This is a genomic window from Methylorubrum rhodesianum (assembly GCF_014199985.1).
GTDB lineage: Bacteria > Pseudomonadota > Alphaproteobacteria > Rhizobiales > Beijerinckiaceae > Methylobacterium > Methylobacterium rhodesianum.
Map to the genome: position 1 here is coordinate 1 of NZ_JACHOS010000017.1, position 24253 is coordinate 24253.

General features: G+C 68.2%; 7 protein-coding genes and 4 pseudogenes. 5 read left to right on the forward strand and 6 right to left on the reverse strand.

Features of this window, described 5'->3' with window-relative positions:
• Positions 1 to 59: 59 nt before the first annotated feature.
• The 3 genes and pseudogenes from HNR01_RS21400 to HNR01_RS21410 form a co-directional block, all read right to left on the reverse strand.
• Positions 60 to 245 (reverse strand): hypothetical protein, encoded by a 186-nt coding sequence (locus tag HNR01_RS21400; protein ID WP_183669667.1) that lies wholly within the window; start codon positions 243 to 245, stop codon positions 60 to 62.
• A gap of 326 nt (positions 246 to 571) precedes the next feature.
• A complete protein-coding gene (locus HNR01_RS21405) occupies positions 572 to 778 on the reverse strand; it encodes a hypothetical protein (protein WP_183669669.1) in 207 nt (68 codons plus the stop codon).
• 251 nt (positions 779 to 1029) lie between these two features.
• Positions 1030 to 1137: pseudogene (locus HNR01_RS21410) on the reverse strand (helix-turn-helix domain-containing protein); the annotation flags it as partial.
• 226 nt (positions 1138 to 1363) lie between these two features.
• Here HNR01_RS21410 and HNR01_RS27680 point away from each other — a divergent pair.
• The 4 genes and pseudogenes from HNR01_RS27680 to HNR01_RS21425 form a co-directional block, all read left to right on the forward strand.
• Positions 1364 to 1528: pseudogene (locus HNR01_RS27680) on the forward strand (hybrid sensor histidine kinase/response regulator); the annotation flags it as partial.
• A gap of 285 nt (positions 1529 to 1813) precedes the next feature.
• A pseudogene (locus HNR01_RS21415) lies at positions 1814 to 2227 on the forward strand (integrase core domain-containing protein); the annotation flags it as partial.
• 179 nt (positions 2228 to 2406) lie between these two features.
• A complete protein-coding gene (locus tag HNR01_RS21420) occupies positions 2407 to 9987 on the forward strand; it encodes a SpvB/TcaC N-terminal domain-containing protein (RefSeq protein ID WP_183669670.1) in 7581 nt (2526 codons plus the stop codon).
• A 53-nt stretch (positions 9988 to 10040) separates the two neighbouring features.
• Positions 10041 to 20006 carry a Tc toxin subunit A-related protein gene (locus tag HNR01_RS21425; RefSeq protein ID WP_183669672.1) on the forward strand — a complete coding sequence of 3322 codons (9966 nt, stop codon included), beginning with the start codon at positions 10041 to 10043 and terminating at the stop codon, positions 20004 to 20006.
• A 611-nt stretch (positions 20007 to 20617) separates the two neighbouring features.
• Here the strand turns inward: HNR01_RS21425 and HNR01_RS21430 are convergent.
• Positions 20618 to 20823, reverse strand: a pseudogene (locus tag HNR01_RS21430) (IS3 family transposase); the annotation flags it as partial.
• Here HNR01_RS21430 and HNR01_RS21435 point away from each other — a divergent pair.
• The gene (locus HNR01_RS21435; RefSeq protein ID WP_376770936.1) at positions 20764 to 21873 is read left to right on the forward strand and encodes an aminotransferase class I/II-fold pyridoxal phosphate-dependent enzyme; all 1110 of its coding nucleotides are present in this window, start codon (positions 20764 to 20766) and stop codon (positions 21871 to 21873) included. The pseudogene HNR01_RS21430 and the gene HNR01_RS21435 sit on opposite strands and share 60 nt — an antisense overlap.
• A 425-nt stretch (positions 21874 to 22298) precedes the next feature.
• On the opposite strand, the gene HNR01_RS21440 is transcribed toward HNR01_RS21435, so the two are convergent.
• Both HNR01_RS21440 and HNR01_RS21450 read right to left on the reverse strand, forming a co-directional pair.
• Entirely contained in the window at positions 22299 to 23291 is a 993-nt protein-coding gene (locus tag HNR01_RS21440; protein WP_183669676.1) for an IS481 family transposase, read from the reverse strand.
• A gap of 706 nt (positions 23292 to 23997) precedes the next feature.
• Positions 23998 to 24228 carry a hypothetical protein gene (locus HNR01_RS21450; RefSeq protein ID WP_183669678.1) on the reverse strand — a complete coding sequence of 77 codons (231 nt, stop codon included), beginning with the start codon at positions 24226 to 24228 and terminating at the stop codon, positions 23998 to 24000.
• Positions 24229 to 24253 lie beyond the last annotated feature (25 nt).

Below are 24253 nucleotides of genomic sequence, written 5' to 3' on the forward strand. Positions count from 1 at the left end.
CATGGTCAGGGATCAAGCGCGCTTGCCTGGAGCGTGGACTGGAAGCGCTCTGGCGAACGTTATAGCGGCAGGCCCGCGCCGACCTGACGCCGTGTCATCAGCCCCGCCCGGTCCGCCGGCGCAGGGTCTTTTTGTTCAAGCGGCACCCCAAATGCCACCTCTAGAACGTAGAGCCCGATGGCAGACAGCGCGATGCCAAGGAGGATGAGCATGACGATTTCGAGGAGGATCGCGAGCTTCTGCATGCCGGCCTATTGCCGGGATAGCGCCCGACAGGGATAGCCTTCTCCGCACAGGCTGCTCGCGGGTCGAATGATCTCGGTGCATGGTCGGTTGGGGATGAAACCGTCTCCCCGGTCCGTCTGCCTCATGCCGCCCTCCAGCGGGTTTTGACTTACATGGCAGACTGACCCCGCCCGGCTCAGCCGCGGCGGGGTTTTTCGTTTCAATCTCCCCGCGCCGCCGCGAGCATCCGCTTCCGCACCTTGGCCATGCAGTCATCATCGCTGGTGCCTGTCGCCATGCCTCTGTCCTCGCTCAAGGATGCGCCTATCCCTCGGATGTCTATAGGTCAGTGGCGGTCGGGCTTATTACTCTGTACTTCTTCCGCCTCACCCTCATTCGCAAGTCGGTCTTCGAGAATGCTCGCGTTCTGCTCAAATTCGTCAGCCATGCTGCGAAGTTTTGAAGCAACCGGATTTCGTTGGTTGGATAGAGTATCTGCCAACTCCCGGCAGAGCTCGGCCTTTGCTCGAAAATAAGCCGCGAGGATCTTCATATCGCTTAAATGCCGACACTGGCGGCAAATGCGAGTCACAAGATTGCGTAGCACCGTCTAGGTCCAGCAGTCGGACCAAAATAATGCAGCCCCTGCCGTGCGCTGGCGGATCCCCCGGCGCTTGGTCAGCGCACCTGGATCTCGCGCTCGCCGACGATGATCTTCGCCGCCTCTGTCGGATGCCGCTCGACGATCCGCTTGATCCCGTAGGGCCGCAGCTTGTCCCAAGCCGCGTCGCTGCCCAACATCAAGGTGGACACGCTGACCCCGAACCGGGCTGCCGCCTGATGACAGGACGCGCCCTCCGAAACAGCAGAGACGACACGCTGGCGAAGATCGACGGACAAGTGTGAAGGCATCGGCATCCTCCTTCACCCCTCAACGTCCCGACTCTCCAACCGTCCCAAACCGCTCGGGCACGGCTCTAGGGGTCAGGAGTTCGCACGTCGGTTGTTCGGCTGTGCGCCATGAGCAGACATCAGTTCGTTGCCCGAAACCGGACTTTCGGCTTCGCGCCCAACCCGGTCGTCTGTCGAGGTTCGGCGGCATCTCCGAAGCGGACGTGATAGGTGCCGCCCGGCTACCCAGCCCAGGATCAAGGTCTTCCTCACGACAGGCTACGCCGAAGCCTCGCCGGAAGGGAGCGACGCCAGCGGCACCGAGTTCGAAATCATCAACAAGCCCTACAAGCGCTTGGAACTCGTCCGCAGGGTCAGATCCTTGATCGACGCACCGATGGGCGTCGGTTAGGGCGGCGCCAAGCACGTCGCCGACAAGGTCACCGGCAAGGCTTGGTCCCGTCGCCCGGTTATGCGGCCGTTCCCAGGCATTCGCCGTCGTGCCGACGGCTGCAATCGGGCGCTCCTGTCGAGAAACGGGCCGCAGGCGGGCGCAGGTGCCGGCGGACCGATATCGCTAAATTCCCATTCATACAGGAACGGGCCGACCTCGGCCGCCTTGCCGTAATCCATTGAGACGGCAAAGGATGTCCAAGGCGATGAAGCGAGCGATGCTAGCGTTTTTCGCCGTCGCGTCCGCTCGCTCCGGGTCCTGACGCTGATCGACGAGCACAACCGGGCGTGCCTGGCGCTGAAGTTGGCCCGGCGCATCAACAGCGTGGGCGTGATCGAGGCCTTGGCGGAGGCGATGTGTATGATCTCCACGGCGTTGCGCAAATGGGTCGCCAAAGCCGGCTCGCAGATCCAGTATATCGCTCCATGATCGCCGTGGGAGAACGGCTATTGCGAGAGCTTCAATGGCAAACTGAAGGACGAGTGCCTGCGCCAGGAGATCTTCTACTCGCTGAAAGAGGCGCAGATTGTGATCGGTCTTTGGCAAACTACCTACAACCGCGTCCGGCCGCACTCGTCACTCGGCTACCGACCGCCCGCGCCCGTCAGTTACCCGGATCTGGCCTTCCGGCTACCCATGGGCGCGACCATGCAGTAACATCGCAACTGGCCCGGTCCAAAATATCGTTCAGGTCACGAGACGCAGAAAGTTTTCAGCTTCGGCTGTGAAGATCGTCAGACCTGACCGCGCAAAATTGGTTAAGATCCAAACCGCGGAGCTTGCCGGAAGCGCTGCCCCAAAGCCGGTCTATCGTCCGACGAGACGAGGTCGCGACCATGAATAACGCCAGAGCGTTTGGCGGGCTCGAGGAGGACCGGAAGGGCTCGGATCCGGCGGTCGCCACGGTGGCCGCTACGAAGGCCTCCGGCACCCCGCCAGAGCGAATCGCCCGCGCGATCGACGCCGCCCCGTCCATGGCGCTGCCGAAGGGCGGCGGAGCCATCCGGCCGATCGGCGAGAAGATCCAGATCAATGCCGCGACCGGAACGGCCGGCTTCACGATCCCGCTACCGCTGTCGCCGGGGCGTCCGGGTGAGACTCCGACGTTGACGGTTGCGTATGACAGCGGCGCCGGCCTCGGACCGTTCGGGATCGGCTGGCGCCTGGATCTACCTTCCATTACGCGGCGCACCGACCGCGGGCTGCCGCTTTATTTGGACCGGCAAGACAGTGACGCCTTCGTGCTGTCGGGGCACGAGGATCTCGTCGCACTCGAAGGCGGCGACACGCCGCGCGACGGATTTCAGGTGCGGCGCTACGCGCCGCGCATCGAAGGCGCCTTCGCGCGTATCGAGCGTTGGACGCCCGCCGACGGCCCGGCGCACTGGCGCAGCATCAGCGCCAACAACGTCGTGACGCTCTATGGAGCGCGGCCGGACAGCCGCATCGCCGATCCGGCCGACCCCTCACGGGTGTTCAGCTGGCTGGCCGACGAGATCGTACTGCCCACCGGCGGGTGCACGCTGATCGACTACATGCGCGACGCCGGGGGCGACCGCCCAGGCTTCGCCAATCCGCAACGCCTGCCCAAGCGCATCCGCTACGGCGCAGCCGCGCCTAAGGACCACAACGGCTACGACCGTTTCCTGTTCGAGCTCGCCTTCGACTATGGCGACCACGCCGGCGGCCCCGCCGGGGCGCTGCCGGGCCGCGAGCCGACCGGCGCACCGGCGCTGCGGCCGGACGCCTTCTCGGTCCGCCGCGCCGGATTCGAGATCCGCACCACGGCACTGTGCGAGCGGGTGCTGCTGTTCCACCGCCTGCCGGATGGGCGCGACCAGGATGCCCTGCTCACCCGCTCGTTGAGTTTCGCGTATGCGCGCAACCCCGCGGCGTCGCGGCTCGTCGGCGCTTCTCTCACCGGCCACGCGATCACGTCGGCGGGCGTCGTGGTGGCGCAGAGCGGGCCGCCGGCAAGCTTCACCTATCAGGGCTTGCCGGACAGGCCCGAGCCGCAGATCTTTGCGCCGGGCGTCCTGACGCCGGACGAGGCCGGTCTCGTCGAACTGCCAGCCGGCTTCGCGGCCGACGACGTCGCGTGGGTCGACCTCGCTGGTGACGGCGCGGCCGGAGCGCTGATCGAAACCGGGGTCGGCTGGCTGTTCAAGCCGAACCTGTCGCCGCTCGCCACCGCGGACGTGCCCGCCGCCCGCCTGGGCGGCGCTGTGCCCGTGGCTGAGCATCCGGCCGGCGGGCGCGGCGATGGGCTGCGTCTGGAGGACATTGACGGCGACGGCCTGATTGAGGCTGTTCGGATGACGGGCCCAGACCCCGGCGTCTGGGCCCGGCGCGAGGATGGCGGCTGGGAGACGTTCCGGCCCTTCGCGGGGCTGCCGCAGATCGACTGGGCGAGCCCGGATTTGCGCCTGCTCGACCTCACGGGCGACGGCCGGGCCGATCTCACGGTGGCTGAGGACGAGCGCCTCGCCTGGCACGCCTCGCACGGGATGGACGGCTTTGGCGCGCTCGCCTGGGCGCGGCTGGCGGACGGCGACGCGGCGGGCCCGCGCGAGGCGTTGCGCGACGCTACCGGCTCGGTGTTCGTGGCCGACATGACGGGCGATGGCCTTGCCGATATCGTCCGCGTCGAGGCCCGTGTGGTGTCGTACTGGCCCAATCTCGGCTATGGCCGCTTTGGCGAGCGCATAGTTATGGCGGACTCGCCGCGGCTGGACGCGGACGGTCCGTTCGATCCGGAGCGCGTGCGGCTGGCCGACACCGACGGTTCGGGCGTCGCTGACATCGTGTATCTGGGCGAGACCGCCTGGACGACCCATCGCAACTACGTCGGAAACAGCTTCGCGCCGCCGCAGCGCTGGACCACGCCACCGCCGCTCGACGTTCTGTCGCGCGTCCAGGCCTTCGACCTACTCGGCAACGGCACGGCCTGCCTCGTCTGGTCGAGCCGCGATCCGGCCCGGGCGGGCGCGCAGCTGCGCTATCTGCCGCTAGCGGGCGGCCGCAAACCGCATTTGCTGACGCAGGTCGACAACGGCCTCGGCCTCGTCACCCGCCTCAGCTACGCGCCGTCCACCGCCTTCGCGATCCGCGACCGGCTGGCCGGCCGGCCGTGGGCCACGCGGCTACCGTTCCCGGTCCAGGTAGTGGAGCGCGTAGAGACTGAGGATCGCGTCGCCGGCCGCGCTCTGGTGTCGCGCTACGCCTACCACCACGGCTTCTACGATGGCCACGAGCGCGAATATCACGGCTTCGGCTTCGTGGAGCAATTCGACTCCGAGAGCTTCGGCGCGCCGCTTGTGCCGGCCGCCAACGGGGACGAGGCATATCGCCGGCCGCCCGTGCGAGTGCGCCGCTGGTTCCACACCGGTCGCTCGTCGCCGGACGGGAGCGTTTCACCGTTCTATGCGGCCGATTTCTTCGGCGCCGGCGCGGGGCCGGGGCGGCAGCGCGATCTCTCGGCCCGCCTCTTTGTCGCGGACGCCGCATTGCCGCCGGATCTGTCGGCCGCCGACTTGCGCGACGCCTGCCGGGCCCTCAAGGGCGCGCTGCTGCGCGAAGAGATCGCGGACGACCCTGGCGGCTCCGACATGGAGCCAATCCCCTATTCGATCACGGTGCATGGCCACGAGGTGGTGGTCCGCCAGCCCAGGCGCGGCGACCAGCCCGCGATCATGCAGCCGCTGGAGCGCGAGAGCCTCAGCGTCGCACTGGAGCGCAGCCTCGACGCCCCCCGGGTCGGCCAGAGCTTCGTGCTGGAGCGCGGGCCGCAGGGCCAGCCGATCGCGACCCTGTCGGTCGCGCATGGCGGCCCGGCGCCGCCCTTCCCGGGCGAGGCTGCCCAGTCGGTCACGCGCACGCATGCGGAGCTCGAACGTATCGGCCTCACCAACATGGTCGACCTGCCCGACGCTCTGCGCCTGCCGGCGACGGCCGAATCGTACCACCATGCGATGGCGGGCGCGGCCCTCCAGGCGCCCTGGCCGCTGCGCCTCGCGGACGTCCGGACCCTCGTCGAACGGGCCCAGGACGCCGATGCGCTCGACCCGGCGGCGGAGCCCTGCGGGCGGGTGCTGACGGGCCGCACGCGCAATCTCTATCGCCGCGACGATCTCAAGGGGCCCCTGCCTCCTGGCGTGCAGGAGCCGCTCGGGCTGCCCTTCGAGAGCCAGCAACTGGCCTTCACGCCGGCGTTGCGCGCTGCCTGCCTCGGCGCGGACGGTCCGGACGACGCCGCCATCGCGCAGGCCGGCTATCGCGACCTCGAAGGCGATGGCGGGCTCTGGGTCCCGGGGGGCCGCAGCTTCTTCCTGCGCGGTGGGCTTGCTCCCGACCAGGCAGCCGACGCGGCCGAGCGGGCCGTCCGCGCCCAGGCAGAGCAGAACGAGGCCCGGGCGCATTTTTATCTGCCCCGCACGCTGCGCGACGCCTTCGGCGGGGCAGCGCACGTCGATTATCGCCTCGACCTGTTCCCCGCGGCCGGCGAGGATCGGGTCGGCAACGTCTCCACCGCCGAGCATGACGCTCGGACGCTGCAGCCCGTCGTGGTCACCGATCCCAATCTCAACCGCAGCTTCGCGGCTTACGACGCCATGGGCGGGCTCGCGGCCGTGTCGCTGGCCGGCAAGGCCGAGGCGGCGGAGGCTGGCACGCCCGAGGGCGACCTGCCGCCGGACGCCGACGCCGTGCTAGCGCTGACCGACGTCGACGCCCTGTTGGAGGCACTGTCGGACCCGGCCCGGGGCCTGCAGGCGGCCGCCTCCGCGCTGGGGCGCGCCACCACTCGCACGCTCGGCGATCCGACCCGCTATCACCGCACCGGACGCCCCTGCGCGGCCGTCATGCTGGCGCGCGAGACGCATGCGGCCGATCTCGCGCCCGGGGCCAGCACGCGCATCGGCGTGTCGATCACCTATCTGGACGGCGCCGGGCAGCCGCTGCAGACCAAGACGCTGGTCGACCCCGGTCCGCTGCAGCCAGGAGGTCCCGACCTGCCGGTGCGCTGGATCGCGAGCAGTTGGACCATCCACGACCACAAAGGCGCCCCGGTCCGGGCCTTCGAGCCGTTCTTTTCGGCCTCGCCGGCGTTCGAGCCGAATGTGCGGGCGGGCGTGAGCACGATCTCGTTCTACGACCCACTGGGGCGTCCTGTGGGAGCTCTGCACCCGGACGGTGCGATTGAGAAGACGCGCGTCACACCGTGGACCAGCACGGTATGGGACGCCAACGACACGGCCCTGATCACCGACCATGCGGCCGATCCCGATCTCGGGCCTTTCATCCGCCGCCTGCCGGCCGCGGACCGCCCGGTCGCGTGGTCGGCCCAGCGCACCGCCGGCCTAAAGGGCGAAGCGGGTCGACGGGCCGCCGCGGCGGCCGCCATCCACGCCGAGACGCCGGGCCGCACCTATACGGACGCGCTCGGGAGGCCCGTCTTGGTGGTGGCGGACGGCGGCGGCGAACTCGCCGTCACAGCGACGCTGTACGACGATCGCGGCCACCCCGCCGTAGTGATCGACGCGCTGGGACGCGCCTGCGCGCGCAATCACCACGACCTGCTCGGGCGTCCCATTCGGCGCCACAGCATGGAGGCGGGGCTGCGGGTCGGGTTGCCGGCCATCGACGATAACCCGGCCTGGGCGCGCGACTCGCGCGGGCATGTGGCGCGCCATCGCCACGACGCGGCCCGGCGCCTCGTCGCGGTCACAGTGGAGGACGCGACCGGCGCGCATCTGCGCCAAAAGGTCGTCTACGGCGAGGCGCTGGGCGCGGCGCTCAACCATCGCGGCCGCGTGCACCAGACCTTCGACGGCGCCGGGGTGGCGGCCGTGGAGGCCTACGACTTCAAGGGCGCCCCCCGCCTGTCGACGCGCCGCTTCGTCCGCGACGCGCAGGGCCAGCCGGACTGGAACACCGCGCCGCCGCTCGCGGACGAGCAGTTCTCCAGCCGGGCGTGGGCCGACGCACTGGGCCGGCCCGTGCAGACCACCACGCCGCTGTCCAGCCGGCCCGGCGCATTTGCAGGCGCGATCCGGCCGTCTTACGACCATGCCGGCCGCGTCGCCGCCGTGGACGTCTGGCTCGATTTGCCGGCCGCGCCGGACGCGCCGCTGGACACCGCCACTGCAACGCGCCGGGCCGTGCGCGCCGTGGAGCACGACGCCAAGGGGCGGCGCACCCGCGTGCTCTACGGCAACGGCGTGGAGACCCGTCACAGCTTCGACCCCGTGGACCAGCGCCTCACGGCAATCCGCACCACGCGCGGGGCTGGCTTCCCAGCCGATGCGCCAGGCGACGTTCAGAACTTCGCCTACACGTATGACGCGGTCGGCAACATCATTGAGATCGCGGATGCGGCGCAGCAGCCGGTGTTCTTCCGCAACCAGGTCTGCCAGGCCGATCGGCGCTATCTCTACGATCCGTTCTCCCGGCTGATCGAGGCGCGGGGGCGCGAGCATCGCGGCCAGGGCGGCGCGGCGCCGCCGACATGGGACGACATTGAGCGGCAGGCTGCGCACCCGGAAGACGGGACCGCGATGCGAACGTATGTGGAATCCTACGTCTACGACCTCGTCGGCAACCTGAAACAGATGCGCCATGTGGCGGACGGCGGCGACTGGACGCGCCTCTACGCCTACGAGGAGCCGAGCCTCCTCGGGGAGGGCGTCTCCAACCGGCTGAGCCATGTCGAGCTCGGCGGCCAGCGCGACAGCTTCGACTACGACCCCCACGGCAACGTCACCCGCACCGGCCGGCTCGCCGCGCTCGTGTGGGACGACGCCGACCGGCTCGCCTCGGTCGATCTCGGTGGCGGCGGCAGGGCCGATTACCAGTACGACGGCTCCGGCCAGCGCGTGCGCAAGCGCATCGTCCGCACAGGCGCGGGCGGCGTCGCGGCCGGCTCCGAGGAGCGCTTCTACCTCGGCGGCTTCGAGATCTGCCGCGAGGTCGACGCCAGTGGCGCGCTGACGCGCGAGCGCGAATACCTGCAGGTGGCAGACGGCCAGAAGGTGTTTCTCGACATTGAGACCCGCACCCGCGGCGTCGGCGGCCCGGCGCGCCTATGGCGCCATCGCTTCGACGACCATCTCGGCTCATCCGCGCTGGAGCTCGACGAGACGGCCGCCATCCTGTCCTACGAGGAATACCACCCCTACGGCTCCACGGCCTACCAGGGTGTGCAGGCCAACCTGGACGCGCCCAAGCGCTACCGGTTCACCGGCAAGGAGCGGGACGGCGAAACGGGTTTCACCTATCACGGCGCACGGTACTACGCGCCCTGGCTGGGCCGGTGGATGGCGTGCGATCCGGCCGGGTTCGTGGATGGGCCGAATTTGTACGCGTATGTATCGGGTAATCCGGTCCGCCTGCTGGATTCATCAGGCCGAGAGGGAGAAGAACCGAAGCTCATGGGAGCTTGGGAATACGGAAAAGCCATCGCCAATAAGGCAGGTCTCGGGAAGAACATCCAGGGCGATCATCCGATTCAGGTCGCGCTCCGAAAACTAGAGACACTCGGAGAATACAATCGAAATCTATCGAAGGCCGAACATGAATTCGTCGTACTCGCAGAAACCGGAAAGGGTTTATTCCATACGGAATTAGGTAAATTACAGTATGACATCGCCCTCAGAAAGATCGCTGGAGATTTGTATCTCGGCCTCAAAAGCACCGCAGAAGGATATGCCGAGGCACGAGGCGAATCGATCGTCTTTCCAAAACCTGACCCCAAGTTGATCCTCTCGGAAAGCCAGCTCATCGAGGAGACCAGGGCTGCCTACGCGGCGGCTGCAAAAGCCACAGGCGCAACGGTTGATGCGGCGGCGCTCGATAAAGCGATCTTAAGTCATATGGGAACGCTCTTCACCACCGGCGGTAATGTGGGCCAGAAACTCGAAGCAGCCCCCTCGTTGGTGAAGGTCATCGACATGCTTGGAGGGATGAGCCGGTTCGCCAAAGCGATGGACATGATCGCTCCAGCATTGGCGGCGGCAAAACCGATTCTCAAAGTTGCGGGGCCGGTCGGGATCGTGGTTGGAGGCCTGATGATCGCCAAGGAGGCGCACGCGGCGGGTACGGCCCCGACCGCATCAGACGCCGCGATCCACACGCTCGATATGATCAAAGAGGGCATGTATCTCGGATCCATGCGGATGCCGCACCTCTTGATTCCGGCGCTCGCGATGAGCGCTACAGAGTATGCGGATCAAAAGATCGGGTTCACCGATCAGGCCGCGAAGGACGCTCACGCGATCGCCGACAAGGTCACGGCAATTTCGGGCAATTCAACTCTCGGCGAAGCCGCAGGTCTGACGGCCGCGGTTGGGCTGAGTTGGACCTACGCACTCACGCCTCAGGGCTGGGCCCGCATGGCGGCGGCGAAATTACAAAGGAAGTGAGCCTCGCTTCAGAGAACATATCTCAATTGAGTTTCAATCGCGGAACCTGATTCATGGAACCGATCGCGCTGTTCGCCCTGACGGCTCTCGCGCTGCAAGCGCAGGGCGCGGAGGTTTCCAATCTGCACGCCTTTCTGGACCGCATGCGCTTTGGCGAGCGCATCGCGGCTAGCGAGCGCGACCGGCAGGCCTTCGGCGACACCACGGCGGCCGCCGTGAAGGCCTTCCAGCAAGAGTTCGGCATCCGCGCCCAGGCACCGGGCGCGATCGACCCTGAGGCCGCCGTCGCGATGAACGAGGCCGCCGTGCGCCGTGAGGTGTTCTTCGTCTGCATCGGCGCGATCCTGGAGGATGACGACGGGCCCGGCGTGGACGTCGCGCTCGAGCTCGGGGACGCCGACAACCCGGGCGTCTGCGCCCGGGTCCGCAGCGACGCGGCGGGGCGCTACCGCGCTTATTACGACCCGCTCTTCTACGCCCGCGAGGGCGGCGAGGTGCGCCGGCGCAAAGATCGGCCGGACCTCGTGCTACGGGCGCTCGCGCCGGACGGAACCGAGCGCGCCCGCTCCGAGCCTGTCCCTGTGGCCGGGCTCGAGACCGCGATCGATCTGCGGCTGCCCGCGCGGGCGCGGCCCGAGCCGGCGCCCGCCGAGCCGCCCGCGGACGTGCCCTTCAGCGTGAGCGGCGTGGTGGTAGACGCGGACGGGCGGGCGGTCCCGGGCATCACCGTGCGCGCCTGGGATCGCGACGTTGGACCCGCCCGCGAGCCCCTGGGTCCGCGCGAGCCTCCGACCGTGACCGACCCAGATGGCGCCTTCGCGATCGCGTATGGCCCGTCCGCGTTCCGCGAGGCCGAGGGCCGAGGCGAGCGCGCACAGTGCCCGGACATGCTGTTCACGCTCGCCTACGAGGAGCGCGCGGTCGAGCGCTTCGCGATCGTGCGCTTGCCCGTAGAGGGCAACCCCACGATCGCGGACGCGTTGCCGGCGGGCGTGGACGAGCTCACGCTCGGGATCGTGGCGCGCCCGGTGGAGCGTGTGCGCATCGTACTCGACGACGTGCGCGCCCCGCGCGGGCCCTCGCTGTACGAGCGCCTGATGGAGGCGCTCGCGCCCGTGACGACGCGCGTGGCGCTCGCGGACTTTGACGAGGACGCAAACGCGGACGTGCGCTTCGCGGCGCGTGAGTGCGGGCTCGCGGTCGCGGACGTGGGCGACGTGGCGGGCGCGCACCGGCTGGCGCGTGAGCTGGACTGCGCGCCCGAGCACGCCTTCGCGCTGGCCCGCGTGCTGGGCGCGCGGGACGCGCGCGCCATCGCGGCGCAGACGCCGGCTGCCCTCGCGAGCGCGCTCGCACGCGCCGGCGCGGACGGGCTCATCCCTGCGCCGCCTGCGGACGGGCTCGACGACGTGGCGGCGCGGCTGCGCGACGCGGCGGCGCGGGGCGCCATGGCGCAGCCGCTCGCGGCGGGCACGAGCTTCGACGCGAGCCTGCGCGACGCGATTCCGGACGCGAAGGCGCGCGCCGCTCTCTACGCCCGCGCGGCCGCGGGCGGGGGCCTAGACGACGACGCGTGGGCGGGCTTCGCGGCCGAACTCCCGGGCGTGGACGTCGGTCGGGCGCGCTTCGCACTACAAACGGCCGCGCTGGCGGGCGGGACGCCCGGGCTTGCCGAGCGACTGCGCGCTGCCGTGCCCGAGGCCGCGAGCCTGCGCGTGCTAGCGCTTGAGCTCGGCCCGGACGCGATCGCGGACGCAGTTGCGCAGGCCCGCCCGGCCCCGCGCGAGGGCGAGGACGCAGAGGCGGCCGCCCGGCGCGCCGCGTCCGAGATCGCGGGCGTGCTGGCGGCCACGCAGACGACCGCCGTGGTCGCGCGTGACGTCGCGGCCGTGGCGCACCAGGCGCCCGGGCTCGTGCCGCAACTGACCGCGGACGCGCTCGCCCGGGCGGTGCGTGCCACTGCGTTCGACCTCGCCAGCGATCGCGTAGCCGATCTCATAGCCGAGCACGCGGACACGCTGTTTGCGGGCGTGAACGATCCGGCGGCGCGGGCTGAGGCGGCCGCCGGCCTGCACCGCGTGCAGCGCCTGTTTCGGGTGAGCCCGGACCCGGTCACACTCAAGACCGCCCTCAGCGTTCGGTCCGCTGACGGGAGCCCGTTCCGGGGCGCGCTCGACATCGCGCGGCTGAGCGAGGACGCCTTCGTGGCCCGCGCGGCGGGCGCGACGCCCGAAGAGGCCGCGGGCCTGCGCACGCTGCACCGGCGCGCCGCCGGGCAGGCCGAAACCGTCTCCACCCTGCTGGTCGGCTACCATCAGGAGCGACGGGAGGCCGGGCTGGCGCTGGCCGGGGTCGGCCGGGCGCTGGGGGCGAACGCGCCGGAGGACGCCGCGCCGGACGCCGCTGCGCCGGCGGCGGATGGGCCCGCGCCCGACATGGTTGCGTCGCTGACGGACTTTTTCGGCGGCGCCGAGATGTGCGACTGCGACGATTGCCGCTCCGTGATTGGGCCGGCGGCCTATCTGGTCGATCTGTTCGAATTCCTGGACAAGCGCTGCTCCGACAAGAACGGCGTCACGCTGCTCGACGTGCTGATCGGCAACCCGGACAAAGGCGTCCCTGGTCGTCGGCCCGATCTCACGCACGTGAAGCTGAGCTGCGAGAACACCAACACGACTATCCCGACCATCGACCTGATCAATGAGATCCTCGAAAGTCTTGTTGCGCAGGGCGACCCGCCGAGCGGCTTGGACGCAGCCGGAAAGGCGCTGGAATCCTCCTTCGGGATCACGGGCGCGGAGTTGTCGGCCGCCCCCGAGAACGTGCAGGAGAAGGCCTACGAGACCCTCGCTGCGGCCGTTTTTCCTCTCTCGCTGCCGTTCGATCGGCTGCTAGCGACGGCCCGCGCCGCAATGGCGCTGGCCAAGACCGAACGCGCCGAGGTCCTCAGGCTTTTCGATCCGCGCCTTGCGGCTGCTCCCGGTGACGCCGGCGGACCGGCGGCGGCGCTGACGGCCGCACAGGTCGAGCGGCTCGGGCTCTTCGCACGCGACGTCGAGATCCTCACCGGGACGCGCATCAACGGGGCGCAGGCGGACGCGCCGGTCGAGACGGCAGCACTGTTTGGCCGCGACGGCGCGGACTGGATGAAAGACCTGTCCCAGGTACGCACCGCACTCGCCACGCTCGACCTCTCATTCGAGCAGCTCGTGGCGCTGCTGCGCACCCGCTTCGTCGGCGGCGAGGTGCCAGACGGGAATGCGCGCGATATCCGCGCCCGGATCTACATCGACGTGGATCGGCTGCAGATACTCCGCCAGCCCGGCTACGCCGACGCACCTGTCGCCGAGATCGAGAAGGCTCTAGCGCTCGGCCAGATCACCCGGGCAGAGGTGCTGGCGCTACTGGACTCGCCAGCGCGCAAGGACCGCCTCGACCGGATTTGGGTGCTCGATCCGCCCATCGGCTGCGACCTCGACGGCATGCGGCTGCGCACGCTCGACGGCGGCGTTCTGGACGGGACCGACGACGCTCGCAAGGCGCGCAACGCATCGGACTGGCGTCGACTCAACTGCTTCGTGCGGCTTGCCCGGCGCATGGAGGTGAGCTTCGCCGAGCTCGACGCCGCACTCGAGGCGGTGGGCCCCAAGGCCGACGAAGCCTTCAAGCTCGATCACCTGCGGGCGCTCGGCGCCGTGGAGGAGCTGCGCCGACTCTGCGACGTCAGCTGGCCGGTCGCGGCTGCGCTGGCAAGCGGCGTTGGAGCGCATGGCGGAGACTCGCTCTATGCCCAGCTGTTCCTGGCGAGCGGCGTCGCGCGCCTGCACTCGCCTTTTCGACTGAACTCCGACGGCGTTCCGCTCACAGCCGAAGCGCCGCTGGAAGACGGCGTCGCCGGGATTGCGGCCGCGCTGGGGGTGAGTCCCGCCGAGATCCGCGAGCTCGCCACGACGCTGAACCTTACGATCCTGTCGCTGGGCGCCGTGTCGGCGCTTCACCGCGTCACCACACTGGCGGGCGTGCTCGGAGTTCCGGCGCGGGACGTGATCGCGTTGGCCGCTGATCTCGGGGGACCCGCGCTAAATGCGCCGGCGGACGCAGCGGTGCTGCTGGCCTTTATCGAGGGCGCCCGACTGCTGCTCGACGCAGGCCTCGGCGCGGCGGCGACGCACGCTTTCGTGAGCGACGCGCCGGCGGAGTGGAAGCCCGCCGCCGTGACGGCCGCCATCGCGCTGGCGCTTGCCGCCCCCGCGGAGAGCGACGAGGCGGAACTGAAGGACGACGCTGCAGCCGCGGCCGGCGCTCCGGACGTTGCCGGGGTGGACCCCGACACGATTGAGGCGCGACGTGAGGCGCGCGACGCGCAGGCCAAGGAGCGTGAGTGGGCGCGACGGCTCCGCCGGCGCGGCGCGGCGCTGGCCGCCTCCGCAACGGCACTCGGGGGATCGCCCGCCATCGCGGCGAAGCTCTTGGGTGCGGCCGACGATCCAAAAGCGGCCCTGTTGCAGGTCGGGGGCCGGCCGGCTCTCGACGTCGTGGCCGAAGGCGGCGATGCCAGCGCGGCGCTGCTGGCCGCCTGGCGGGTGTTCACGCTCGCGGGCGCGCTGGGCTGGGACGAAGTGGCGACGGCGCGCGCGCTCGGCGCAAGCAAACTCTTGACGCAAGCCCGGCTGACCGGATCTCCGGCGGATCGCGTTGAGACGCTGGGCGAGGTCGCTGCGGCGCAGGTCTGCGCCAAGGCCACCAACCGCCCGGCCGCGCTGGCGGAAGCCGCAGCGGCGCTGATCCAGGCGGGAGGAGCCGTGACGGACGCTGGGGCGACCGCGGTGGGGCGCTGGCTCTCGACGCCGGACTCCGCCGTGACAGACGCCGCCGCGTCGCCCTCCGGGGCGCTCGCGCCGGATGCGGCCGCGATCCGGCCGTTCGCGGCGCTGCGCTTGCTCCAGGAGCGCATCGAGGCGCTGCGCAAGCTCGGCCTGACCGCCGTGCAAGCCGCCGCTTGCGTGGCGGAGCCGCTGCCGGCCGACTCCTTAGAGACGCTGTTGCGGGGCGTGCAGTCGCGGTTTGGCGGCTCGGGCTGGCTCGAAGGCTCGCGGCGCTTGTTCGATCCTATCCGGGAAGCGAGCCGGGACGCGTTGGTGGCCACTCTTGTCCGCACGAAGGGTCTGCGCGACGCCGACCAGCTCTTTGGGCTTTACTTCATCGACGTCCAGACCAACGCCTTTGTGCTCACGTCGCGCATCCGGCAGGCAATCTTCGCCGTGCAGATCTTCGTGCAGCGCTGCCTGATGGGCCAGGAGATCAAGAACGGCGTCGATCCCGGCCAGATCAACGCCAAGGAGTGGCGGATCACCGGACGCTATCCCACCTGGGCGTCGCTCGTACAGGCTTTGCTTTATCCCGAGAATCTTCTGGAGCCGGGCTGGCGCGACGACAAGACGCCTGCTTTCGTGGCTTTCGAGAACGCGTTGCGGCAGTCAGACGCTACGCCGGCGACGGCCGAGCGGGCCTTTTCGGACTATCTCGACAGCCTGTGCGCGGTGGCGTCGCTGGAAGTCTGCGGCACTTTCATGCAGACCGTATTCGAGGGTGACGAGGTAGGCGTCTACGCCTCGGTGCTGCATGTGGTGGGGCGCAGCCGCAGCGGCCTGCCGCGCAAATACTTCTACAGACGACTGAACCGCTACGACCACCACCAGGAATGGACCGCCTGGTCGCCGATCACCACCGAAATCCAGGGCGTCGAAAAGGACCGGCTGAGCCCGCGGACGAGCGACGGCTCCGCCAACGCCCTATTCGAGGCCGGCGTCCACGTGCTGCCGATGGTGCATGAGGGCAAGCTGCACCTGTTCTGGCCGACGCTGGTCCGCAAGGTCGACCAGCCCGAAGCCCAGACGATCGATCCGCAAAAGAAGATCAACCCGAGCTTCTCGTCGGCATATTGGGAGGTGAAGCTGTGCTGGTCGAAGCTCGAAGGCGAGGCCTGGACGCCCAAGCAGCAATCGTCGGCGCTGTACGAGAGCTGGTGGGCCGACGAAACCATCAAGGCAACGGGCAACTCAATCGGGCTGATGATCGTGCTCCCCGGCTTCAGCGGCGGCGCCGGAGGCTTCATCCGCTTGTTGGACAAACCGCAATTTCCCAATCCGGCCGACTTGGTTCTGAAAGCGACGGGAACCGGCGACGACGCCGCCATTGTGCTTGGCCTGCGCGGAACCGCGTCGGGCGGCGCGCCGCGGGCCGGCGCCATCGCGCGGTTCTCGCTGCCGGTGCGGTCCCGCGAAATGGCGGCGTCCGCGCTGGGCGGCTTCATCGACGGCGACCATGTCGGCCTCTCCGGCACCCTCAAGGGCTCCTACATGGGCTTTGCCGCCAGCGGCGCCGTGAAGGCGACGCCACCCGGCCAGAGCCGCGACGGCGACCGGCTGTTCAACGCCCCGGCCGAGACCCGCCTCGTCACGCTGAACCAGGGTTTCGGGGCGCCCATGCAGGCGCCCCTGTTCATCGGCGGGCTCGGCCGCAGCTATGTGGCGACCCCGTCCTCAGGCGTCACCACGATCGCGGTCGAAAACCCGCAGGGCATCAAGGACCACCTGCCCTGGCTGGTCGAGGAAGCCAAGGCCCTGGATCTGACGCGCGGGATCACGGCGCCGGTCGCGGTCGCTCCATCGCATCCTTGGCTGGCCACCGCCAATACGGAATTTCGGCTGTCGTCTGCTTCGCTGGTGCAGTCCGCCTATCTTCCGCAGGAGCTTGCGGTGGCGCGCATCGCCGCGCCCGTCGGGCAGCGCTTCGAGGCGAGCCGGACGGCCGCCATGAATGCCGCCTTCCTGAACGGCCTCGGCAAGGTCAACCGCCGCAACCAGGATGTCGAGGCCGTGGACCTCAAGGTCGAGCCGTTCTGGCACGCGCATGCAGAGGACTTCGCCAAGACGCTGCGCAACGGCGGGCTCGACGCGCTGCTGTCGCCCGATACGCAGTTGCAGAGCCTCGGCGCGGCCAAGAGCTTCATGGCGGTGTTCGGGGCCGATCCGGCCCGCGTCACTGGGCCGGCGGACGAAGGGGTCGCGTTCGACGCTAGCGCGCCCTATGGCGGCTACAACTGGGAGATCTTCTTCCACGCCCCGATGATGCTGATGAAGCGGCTGTGGGACAACGGGCGGCTCGACGAAGCGCTGGAGTGGATGCACCGCGTCCTGAACCCGCTCGACTATGGCAACGACGTCGCCCGTGCGTGGCGGTTCACGCCGCTGCGCCAGGTCGATACGACCCCTATCGACCAACTGCTAGCGGCGCTGTCGCGCCCGGACGGCGATCCGCAAAAGACCGCCATGCTGGCGCAGATCGAAGTGCTGCGGCTGTTTCCGTTCCGGGCCCACCGCATCGCGCGGCTTCGGCCGGCAGCCTATCGGCGCTGGGCCTCGATGCAGTACATCCTGCTGCGCGTGGCGATCGGCGACCGTCTCTTCCGACGCTTCACGCCCGAGGACGTCAACGCCTCGATCCAGCATTACGTGATTGCGCACGCCTGCGCTGGACCCCGGCCGGAGACGACCGCGTCGCGCACGACGCTGCCGGCGATGTCCTATGCGGAGCTGCGGCTCCGCCTGAACGCCTTCGGCAATGTGGCTTACGAGGCCGAGACGCTGCTGGGGCCAGCCGCGGGCGCGACCCCGGCAGCCTCGACGGCGGCGGCGCTCGGCGTGGTACGGCGGGCCTCGATCCAATATTTTGGCGTGCCCAAGAACCAGAAGCTGCTCGCCCTGTGGGATCTGGTCGAGGATCGCCTGTACAAGATCCGCAACGGCATGAACATCGACGGGCAGCAAATCCAGCTGCCGCTGTTTTCGCCGCCGATCGATCCGGCGCTGCTGGCCGAGGCGGCGGCGGCCGGGCTCGACATCGCCGACGTGACGGCCGCGCTGAGCGCACCGCCGCCGCGGCGCAGGTTTCGGGCCGTGCATCGCGAGGCGGCGGCCCTGGCCGAGGCCGTGGCGCGGTTAGGGGCGGCCCTGAGCGAGACGCGCGACCGGCGGGACTCGGAGGAGCTGGCGCACAAGCGTGCCGAAAACGAGAAGGAGCTCGCCACCCTGATCCTGAACACGCGGCGCGAGCAGGCCACGGAAGCCGCCAAGGCGGTGGAGAGCGCCGAGGCGGAACGGCAGGCGCCGCTGGAGCGCTGGACGCATTATCGCGATCTGTTGGGCGCCAAAGATGTCGTCGAGCCGACCGCCATGCCGCGGCCGGAGGACGTCGGCAAGGATCGCTACACGGTGCAGCGCCAACTGAACCTCGTGGACTCCAACTCCGTGCAGGTCGGCACGCTGTCGGTCCTGAACTTGGCGCCGCTGCTGCTGGGAGCGGCGTTCGGCGGTGTCGGCGGAGCGGCCGCGGCGGGCGTGACCGGGGCGGGCGGATCGACCAACGTCAGCGGCCCTGGCCTCATCACAAACGGCACGATCCTGGCCGAGGAGGCCGGCGAGATCAACGAGAGCTTCAAGGCGGCCGATATGGCCGCGGAGGCGTCTAACATCGAGATTCTCGGGTCGGTGCTGCAGATCATCCCGAGCATCGAGGCTGCGGTGAAGCCGCTCGGCGGCGGCGTGGCGGTGCATTTCGGCGGGCAGCAGCTAGCGGGCGTGCAGGCCGCCTTCTCGCGCCAGAAGCAGGCGCTCGGCGCGGCTCACAGCTTCTTCGCCGGGCTGCTCGGCAAACAGGCGGGCTACGTGCTGCGCGAGCACGAATGGGCGACGCAGCTGCATCAGGCGGTGGCTGACATCAAGCGGGCCGAGACGGCTGCCGCGGTGGCGCGGCTGCGCAAGAGCGCGGCCGACAAGGAGGTTCTGAGCCAGGAGGCGGCGGCGCGCCACGCCGAGCAGGTGCAGACCTATCTGGAGCAGAAATTCACCCGGGTGGAGCTCTACGACTACCGGATCGAGCGGCAGATGGAGCTGTTCCGGCGCTGCTTCGACCTGGCGCTGGAGCGCGCTCTGATGGCGCAGGCGTCCTATGGCTACGAGCGCGAGCCGCGCACCTTCGTACGGGTGTCGAAACCCGCCGACGCGCGCGGCGAACTGACGGCCGGGCACGAGTTGCTGGCCTGCCTGGCCGACATGGACCGTGCCTATATCGACACGCCCGACCTGGCCGAGATCACCCGGCAGGTATCACTGCGCCACATAGCCCCGCTGGAGCTGTGGAAGCTGCGAGAATCAGGCGAAGCGCATTTCACCATCCCGGAGGAGATGTTCGACATCGACCATCCGGGCCACTACGACCGGCGGCTGCGCAGCGTGCAGGTGACCATCCCTTATCTCCAGACGCCCGACGCGCCGCTGACGGGCGAGCTCGTGCTCGAGAGCGCGAAGCGTCGGAAGACCGCGCCGACCATGGGGATGGCGGAGATCCAGTCGGACGGCGTCACGCAGGCTCCGTGGATCGCGCTCAGCACCGTGCGGGAGGACGGCGGGCGGTTCGAGCTGTCGTCGCAGGGCGACGACTACATGCCGTTCGAGGGCCGCGGGGCGGTGTCGACCTGGACGCTGCGGCTGCCGTGGACGTTCCGCCGCCTCAATTACCGAGCGATCAGCAACGTGGTGCTGACGCTGCGCTACGTCGCCAAACCGGGCGGCGCGCCTGCCCGCTTGGCCGCGGAGGACCGCATCGGCAAGATCTACAAGACCGTGACCTCGTTGGCCGCGGCGCCGCCCGGCGGGCCGACGGTGCTGCTCAGCTTGGCGCATGATTTCCCGGACGCCTGGTCGGCGTTCCAGCAGCGGCCCGACGAGCCGATCCGGCTGGAAAAGCCCGAGCAGACTCTGCCCTGGCTGTTCCGCGAACGCATGACAACCGAGGTGGTGGAGGCGGAGTTCGCTCTCATGCCGAAGGGGAAGACTCCGGGCGATTGGACCACGATCGCCAAGGACCAGCAGGTGCTGGCCTTTCCCCCCGGAGTGGCGCCCGACCAGCTGGACGACATCGCCGTGAGGGTGGCGTTCAAAGCGCAGGCACGTGCCTAAGGGGGAGGATCGGGCTGCTAATCGCCGGACGCTGTCAGGACGAGGCCGCCCTCAGAGCCGCTCTGGAGGGATTTCGATCACGGCTGGCCGCGGTCGGGCTTCGGATGTGCTGGCGGAAGACGGGTTTGCCTCTGGTAAAAGGGTGGTGAGCTCTTCTGAGGGTTGAGCATCGCCACTTCGATCCTGAGCCTTGTCTGTTAGGCTCGTCGTGTCAGCCCCCACTAAATCCGCTTGCTCAACCGTGGAACCGAGTTCTCGCGCGATCACCAGGGGGAACTCCTCCGACCCTCTCAGGCTTTCGGTATAATCTTGATACTGTTAGACTTGGATTGTCTGGATCTATCTCAACTCTGCCGATTTAGCTGCGCAATCAAATCTGCCATCGCACAAGCAAACAATGAATTCTGCCTCAGCGCACCAGACAGTTAATGTCGTTTCAAGCTTCAAATAATTGACGATTGCGCCATCAATCTCTAGTCCTGATTCGTGACTTGGGACGAGTGGAGTAGAGAAAGATACCGATGCAGGATCGGTTTCGCCAGATATCAACTCAATACCAGATCTAATAAGCTCCTGATCGGCCCCCACGAGGTGGTCCACGAGCAAAGTTGGTGCGCGGTAGGCCGCTTCACCATGGTTAGCTTGGCCGGCGCAGCCGGTCGGATGAGCGCGGCCGGCCAAGCGGTGAAGGCTGGCACGAACACCTCCGGGGCAGGTGGGCGATATCCGAGTGACGCATGGGGCGAACGGCGTTGTAGTGCAGGGTCCGGACCGACCAAGCGAGCCAGCCAAGCCGTTCGACCCTGGCTTCGCGCATCTGGCCCTTGTTGTCGATGACATCGACGAGCTCCTGGCGCGGATCGCCGCCTACGGCTGGAAGGCGCAAGGCATTCCGCAGCCGATCGCGAGCGGTGCGCGCGCCGGAACGCGGGTGATCTACGCCGTTGGTCCTGACGGTGAAGACCAGATCATCGTGACGACGGGCGGGCAGGACGCGCTCAACCTCGTCTTCAATCTGCTCAAATCGCACACCCGGCAGCTCTGCATCGAGAACCCCTGCTACCTCGGGGCGTCGCTGATCTTCAGAAGCGCCGGGTTGACCATCCACCCGGTTCCGGTCGACGGCGAGGGCCTGCGGACCGACCTTTTGCCGAGAGAGCGAGGCAGCTTGCTGTACGTCACGCCCTCGCACCAGTTCCCGACCGGCGCAATCATGACGTTGACCCGCCGCCTGGATCTGCTGCGGTGGGCGGAGGAGACCGATAGCTTCATCATCGAGGACGACTACGACAGCGACTTCCGCTACGACGGCCCGCCACTGACTGCCCTGGCCGGCCTCGATGGGGGGCGCCGCGTCTTCTACGCCGGCACCTTCTCCAAGTCGGTCGGCGCCGGCCTGCGCATCGGCTTCGCCACGGTCCCTCGGATGTTCTGGGACGAGGCGCGGATGCTCAAGGCCCGGATGAGCAACGGCCAAGCATGGCTTGAGCAGGCTGCGTTGGCCGCTTTCATCGATGAAGGCCATTTCGATCGGCACCTGCGCCGACTGCGTCAGGTGTACAAAGCCCGTCGCGACTGTCTCGTAGAGGCGCTGAAGCGAACCTTCGACGGGGCCGTCATCATCAGCGGCGAGAGTGGTTTGCATTTGGTCTGGCAACTCCCGGTAGGGTTCCCGTCCGCGCGGCAGATCCAAGTCATGGCGCGAGAGCGAGGCATTGGTGTCTACGCCCTGTCGAGTGGAGCTGCCTACGACTTCGACCCCGGAGCCGAGGACAATATGCTGGTGTTCGGCTACTCATCGCTGACCGAGACGCAAATCGGGGATGCAGTCGAGAGGCTTAGGTTAATGTTGGACGGCTTAGTGTGAGGCTAGCCACACATTTTCGGCCTTCGCGATTTAAGTAACATCATCCTCATGTCGATTGGATCGAGCGGGAAATGTCCGCTTCCCAGCGTCCGAATGACGACCGCTTTCCACCCCTTCCGGACTCAATGCGCAGTCTCCTCGGGAGCCCGCTCTGGCATAGGAAGCGGACTCAACCTCGTCAGGCATACGCGTGCAGTGCAAGTTCGGGCTGTCGCTGATGTGCCGCGCGACGGACGTCGAGGGCCGGACACAGCCGTTGGAGGGCCTGCGGAACGAGGTGCACCGCGTGGCGATCACTGTGCCGTCGGAGGTCTGACCGGCGCGCAGCGGCTTCGGGGAGGATCCACCTCGTCCGGGCCATTGTCATCGCATCGGCCCTGCGCCCCCAAAGCCGGATCTCTAGGAGCCTGTCTGAGTAACGGGGCTTAGATGTTTGGTCCCGGCATTTGGTGGAGCGGGTTTGATCTGAAGCGGCCCGGCTCGGCGGACCATGCCTTGCAGATGGCCTCGTAGGGGGTCAGACCTCGCAGGGTCTTCAGGCGTCGGCCAAAGTTGTAGGCGCTGACGAAGTCAGCGAGGTGAGCGCCGAGCTGCTCGTGGCTGTCGTAGTGGTAGCGCTTGACCGTCGCGTCCTTGATCGTGCGGTTCATTCGCTCGACCTGACCATTGGTCCAGGGGTGGCGCGGCTTGGTCAGGCGATGGTCGATATCGTTTCGGGCGCAGGCGGACTCGAAGCTGTGGGCCCGGAACGTCTCGCCGGCGGCGATCGCTTCCCTGATGATGGATGCGGCCGAGGCAACGTTGCCGGGTGTCGTGAAGTGGGTGCCGTTGTCGGTGAGCACCGTGTGCACCTTGTAGGGCACGGCCTCGATGAGATGCCGGAGGAAGTCGCCTGCGATCCGCCGAGTCGCCTTCTCGTGCAACTCGACGAAGGCGAACTTGGTCGTACGGTCGATGGCAACGAGCAGGTAGAGCCGCCCTTCCGCCGTGTGAACCTCGGCCAGATCGATGTGGAAGTAGCCGAGCGGGTAGGCCTTGAAGCGGGATCGCTTGGGCTTGTCCCCGTCGACCTCCGGCAATCGGCTGATCCCATGGCGCTGCAGGCAGCGATGCAGCGACGAGCGGGTCAGGTGCGGGACCGTCGCCTGGAGCGCGTAGAGGCAGTCGTCCAGCGGCAGGAGTGTGTGGCGGCGAAAGGCGACCACCACTGCTTCGTCCTCGGGTGACAGCACCGCCGAGCGCAGATCCTTCGGACCTGTGCGCTGGTCGGCGACCGCGGTCCGCTGCCGCCACTTAGCGACCGTCTTCGGGTTGATCCCATAGCGCTTCGAGAGCGCTCTCAGGCTCGCTTGACGATGCTGGATCGCTCGACGGATCGCCTCAGTCGTCGTGGCGCTGCCGTGAAGAACCTGGCCCATAGCGCGTCCCTCCACTCCAGCGTGAAGACTGCACCATCAAACCCTGGGATCAAACATCTAAAGCCGGGTAAGGGGGCGAGAGGGGAGCCGATGAGGGCGCATCAGCGGCCTCATCCTCTTTGGCCGGAAGGCAGCCCCGCAGTAGCTTGCTCACGTGGCGGATGCATGACTGAGGGTGATTAGGTCGATGTCGGGTGCTGGCGCTGCGCGGCTTAATGCCGGCCAGCCCCCGCCGCTTGTCGTACCACTGCCTCAATTGGACGCGCCCTTTCTGACGGCGGCCATGTCCTCATGAGCAACCCTTCAGTAGAGCTGCCCTAAATGAATGCAAAGAATTACATTAGCTCCATCTCCTAAACCATGCCTAATACCCGTTGCGCTACTCCGAAAGCTTCGAAGCGGACGAGCCGCGTACGGCAGGGCTCGGTCTTGGGCGTCCTACGCGCTCCTAAACTTCAGGATTGGCTACGACATCGGCCAAAAGTGGTCGGGCTATCTCGAAGCCCGCAACCTCTTCGATCGGCGCTACATCTCCAGCGTGGCCATCGCAGGCGTTGCTAATCTTTCCTTGGAAATCTTCAACGCGGGCACCGGCCGGGCGGTCTACGGCGGATTGCGGCACCGGTGGTGATGAGGCCGCCGAGCTGCACAGCCTCACCATTGTCGCACCAGATCGCCGGCCAGACGCATCGCTGCACGACAGAAGTCACTCGAGGTCGGGTTCGACGGTGATGGTGGCGAAGTACGCGGCAAGGCGCTTGGCCGCTTCAAAGTCCTCGCACTCAATGTTCACTTGCCCGGGCCAAACCCGCTCCTCCTGTCGGAGCTGATGCAGGATGTGCTCGGCCGTATCGGCGGCCTCGGTTTCAGTGTTCCCAGCGACACGGCACTCGTATCGCTTGCCGGATATGACGATGGTAAAGGGTGCAGATCGCATGACCTCAACATGGTCGGCGATGGCT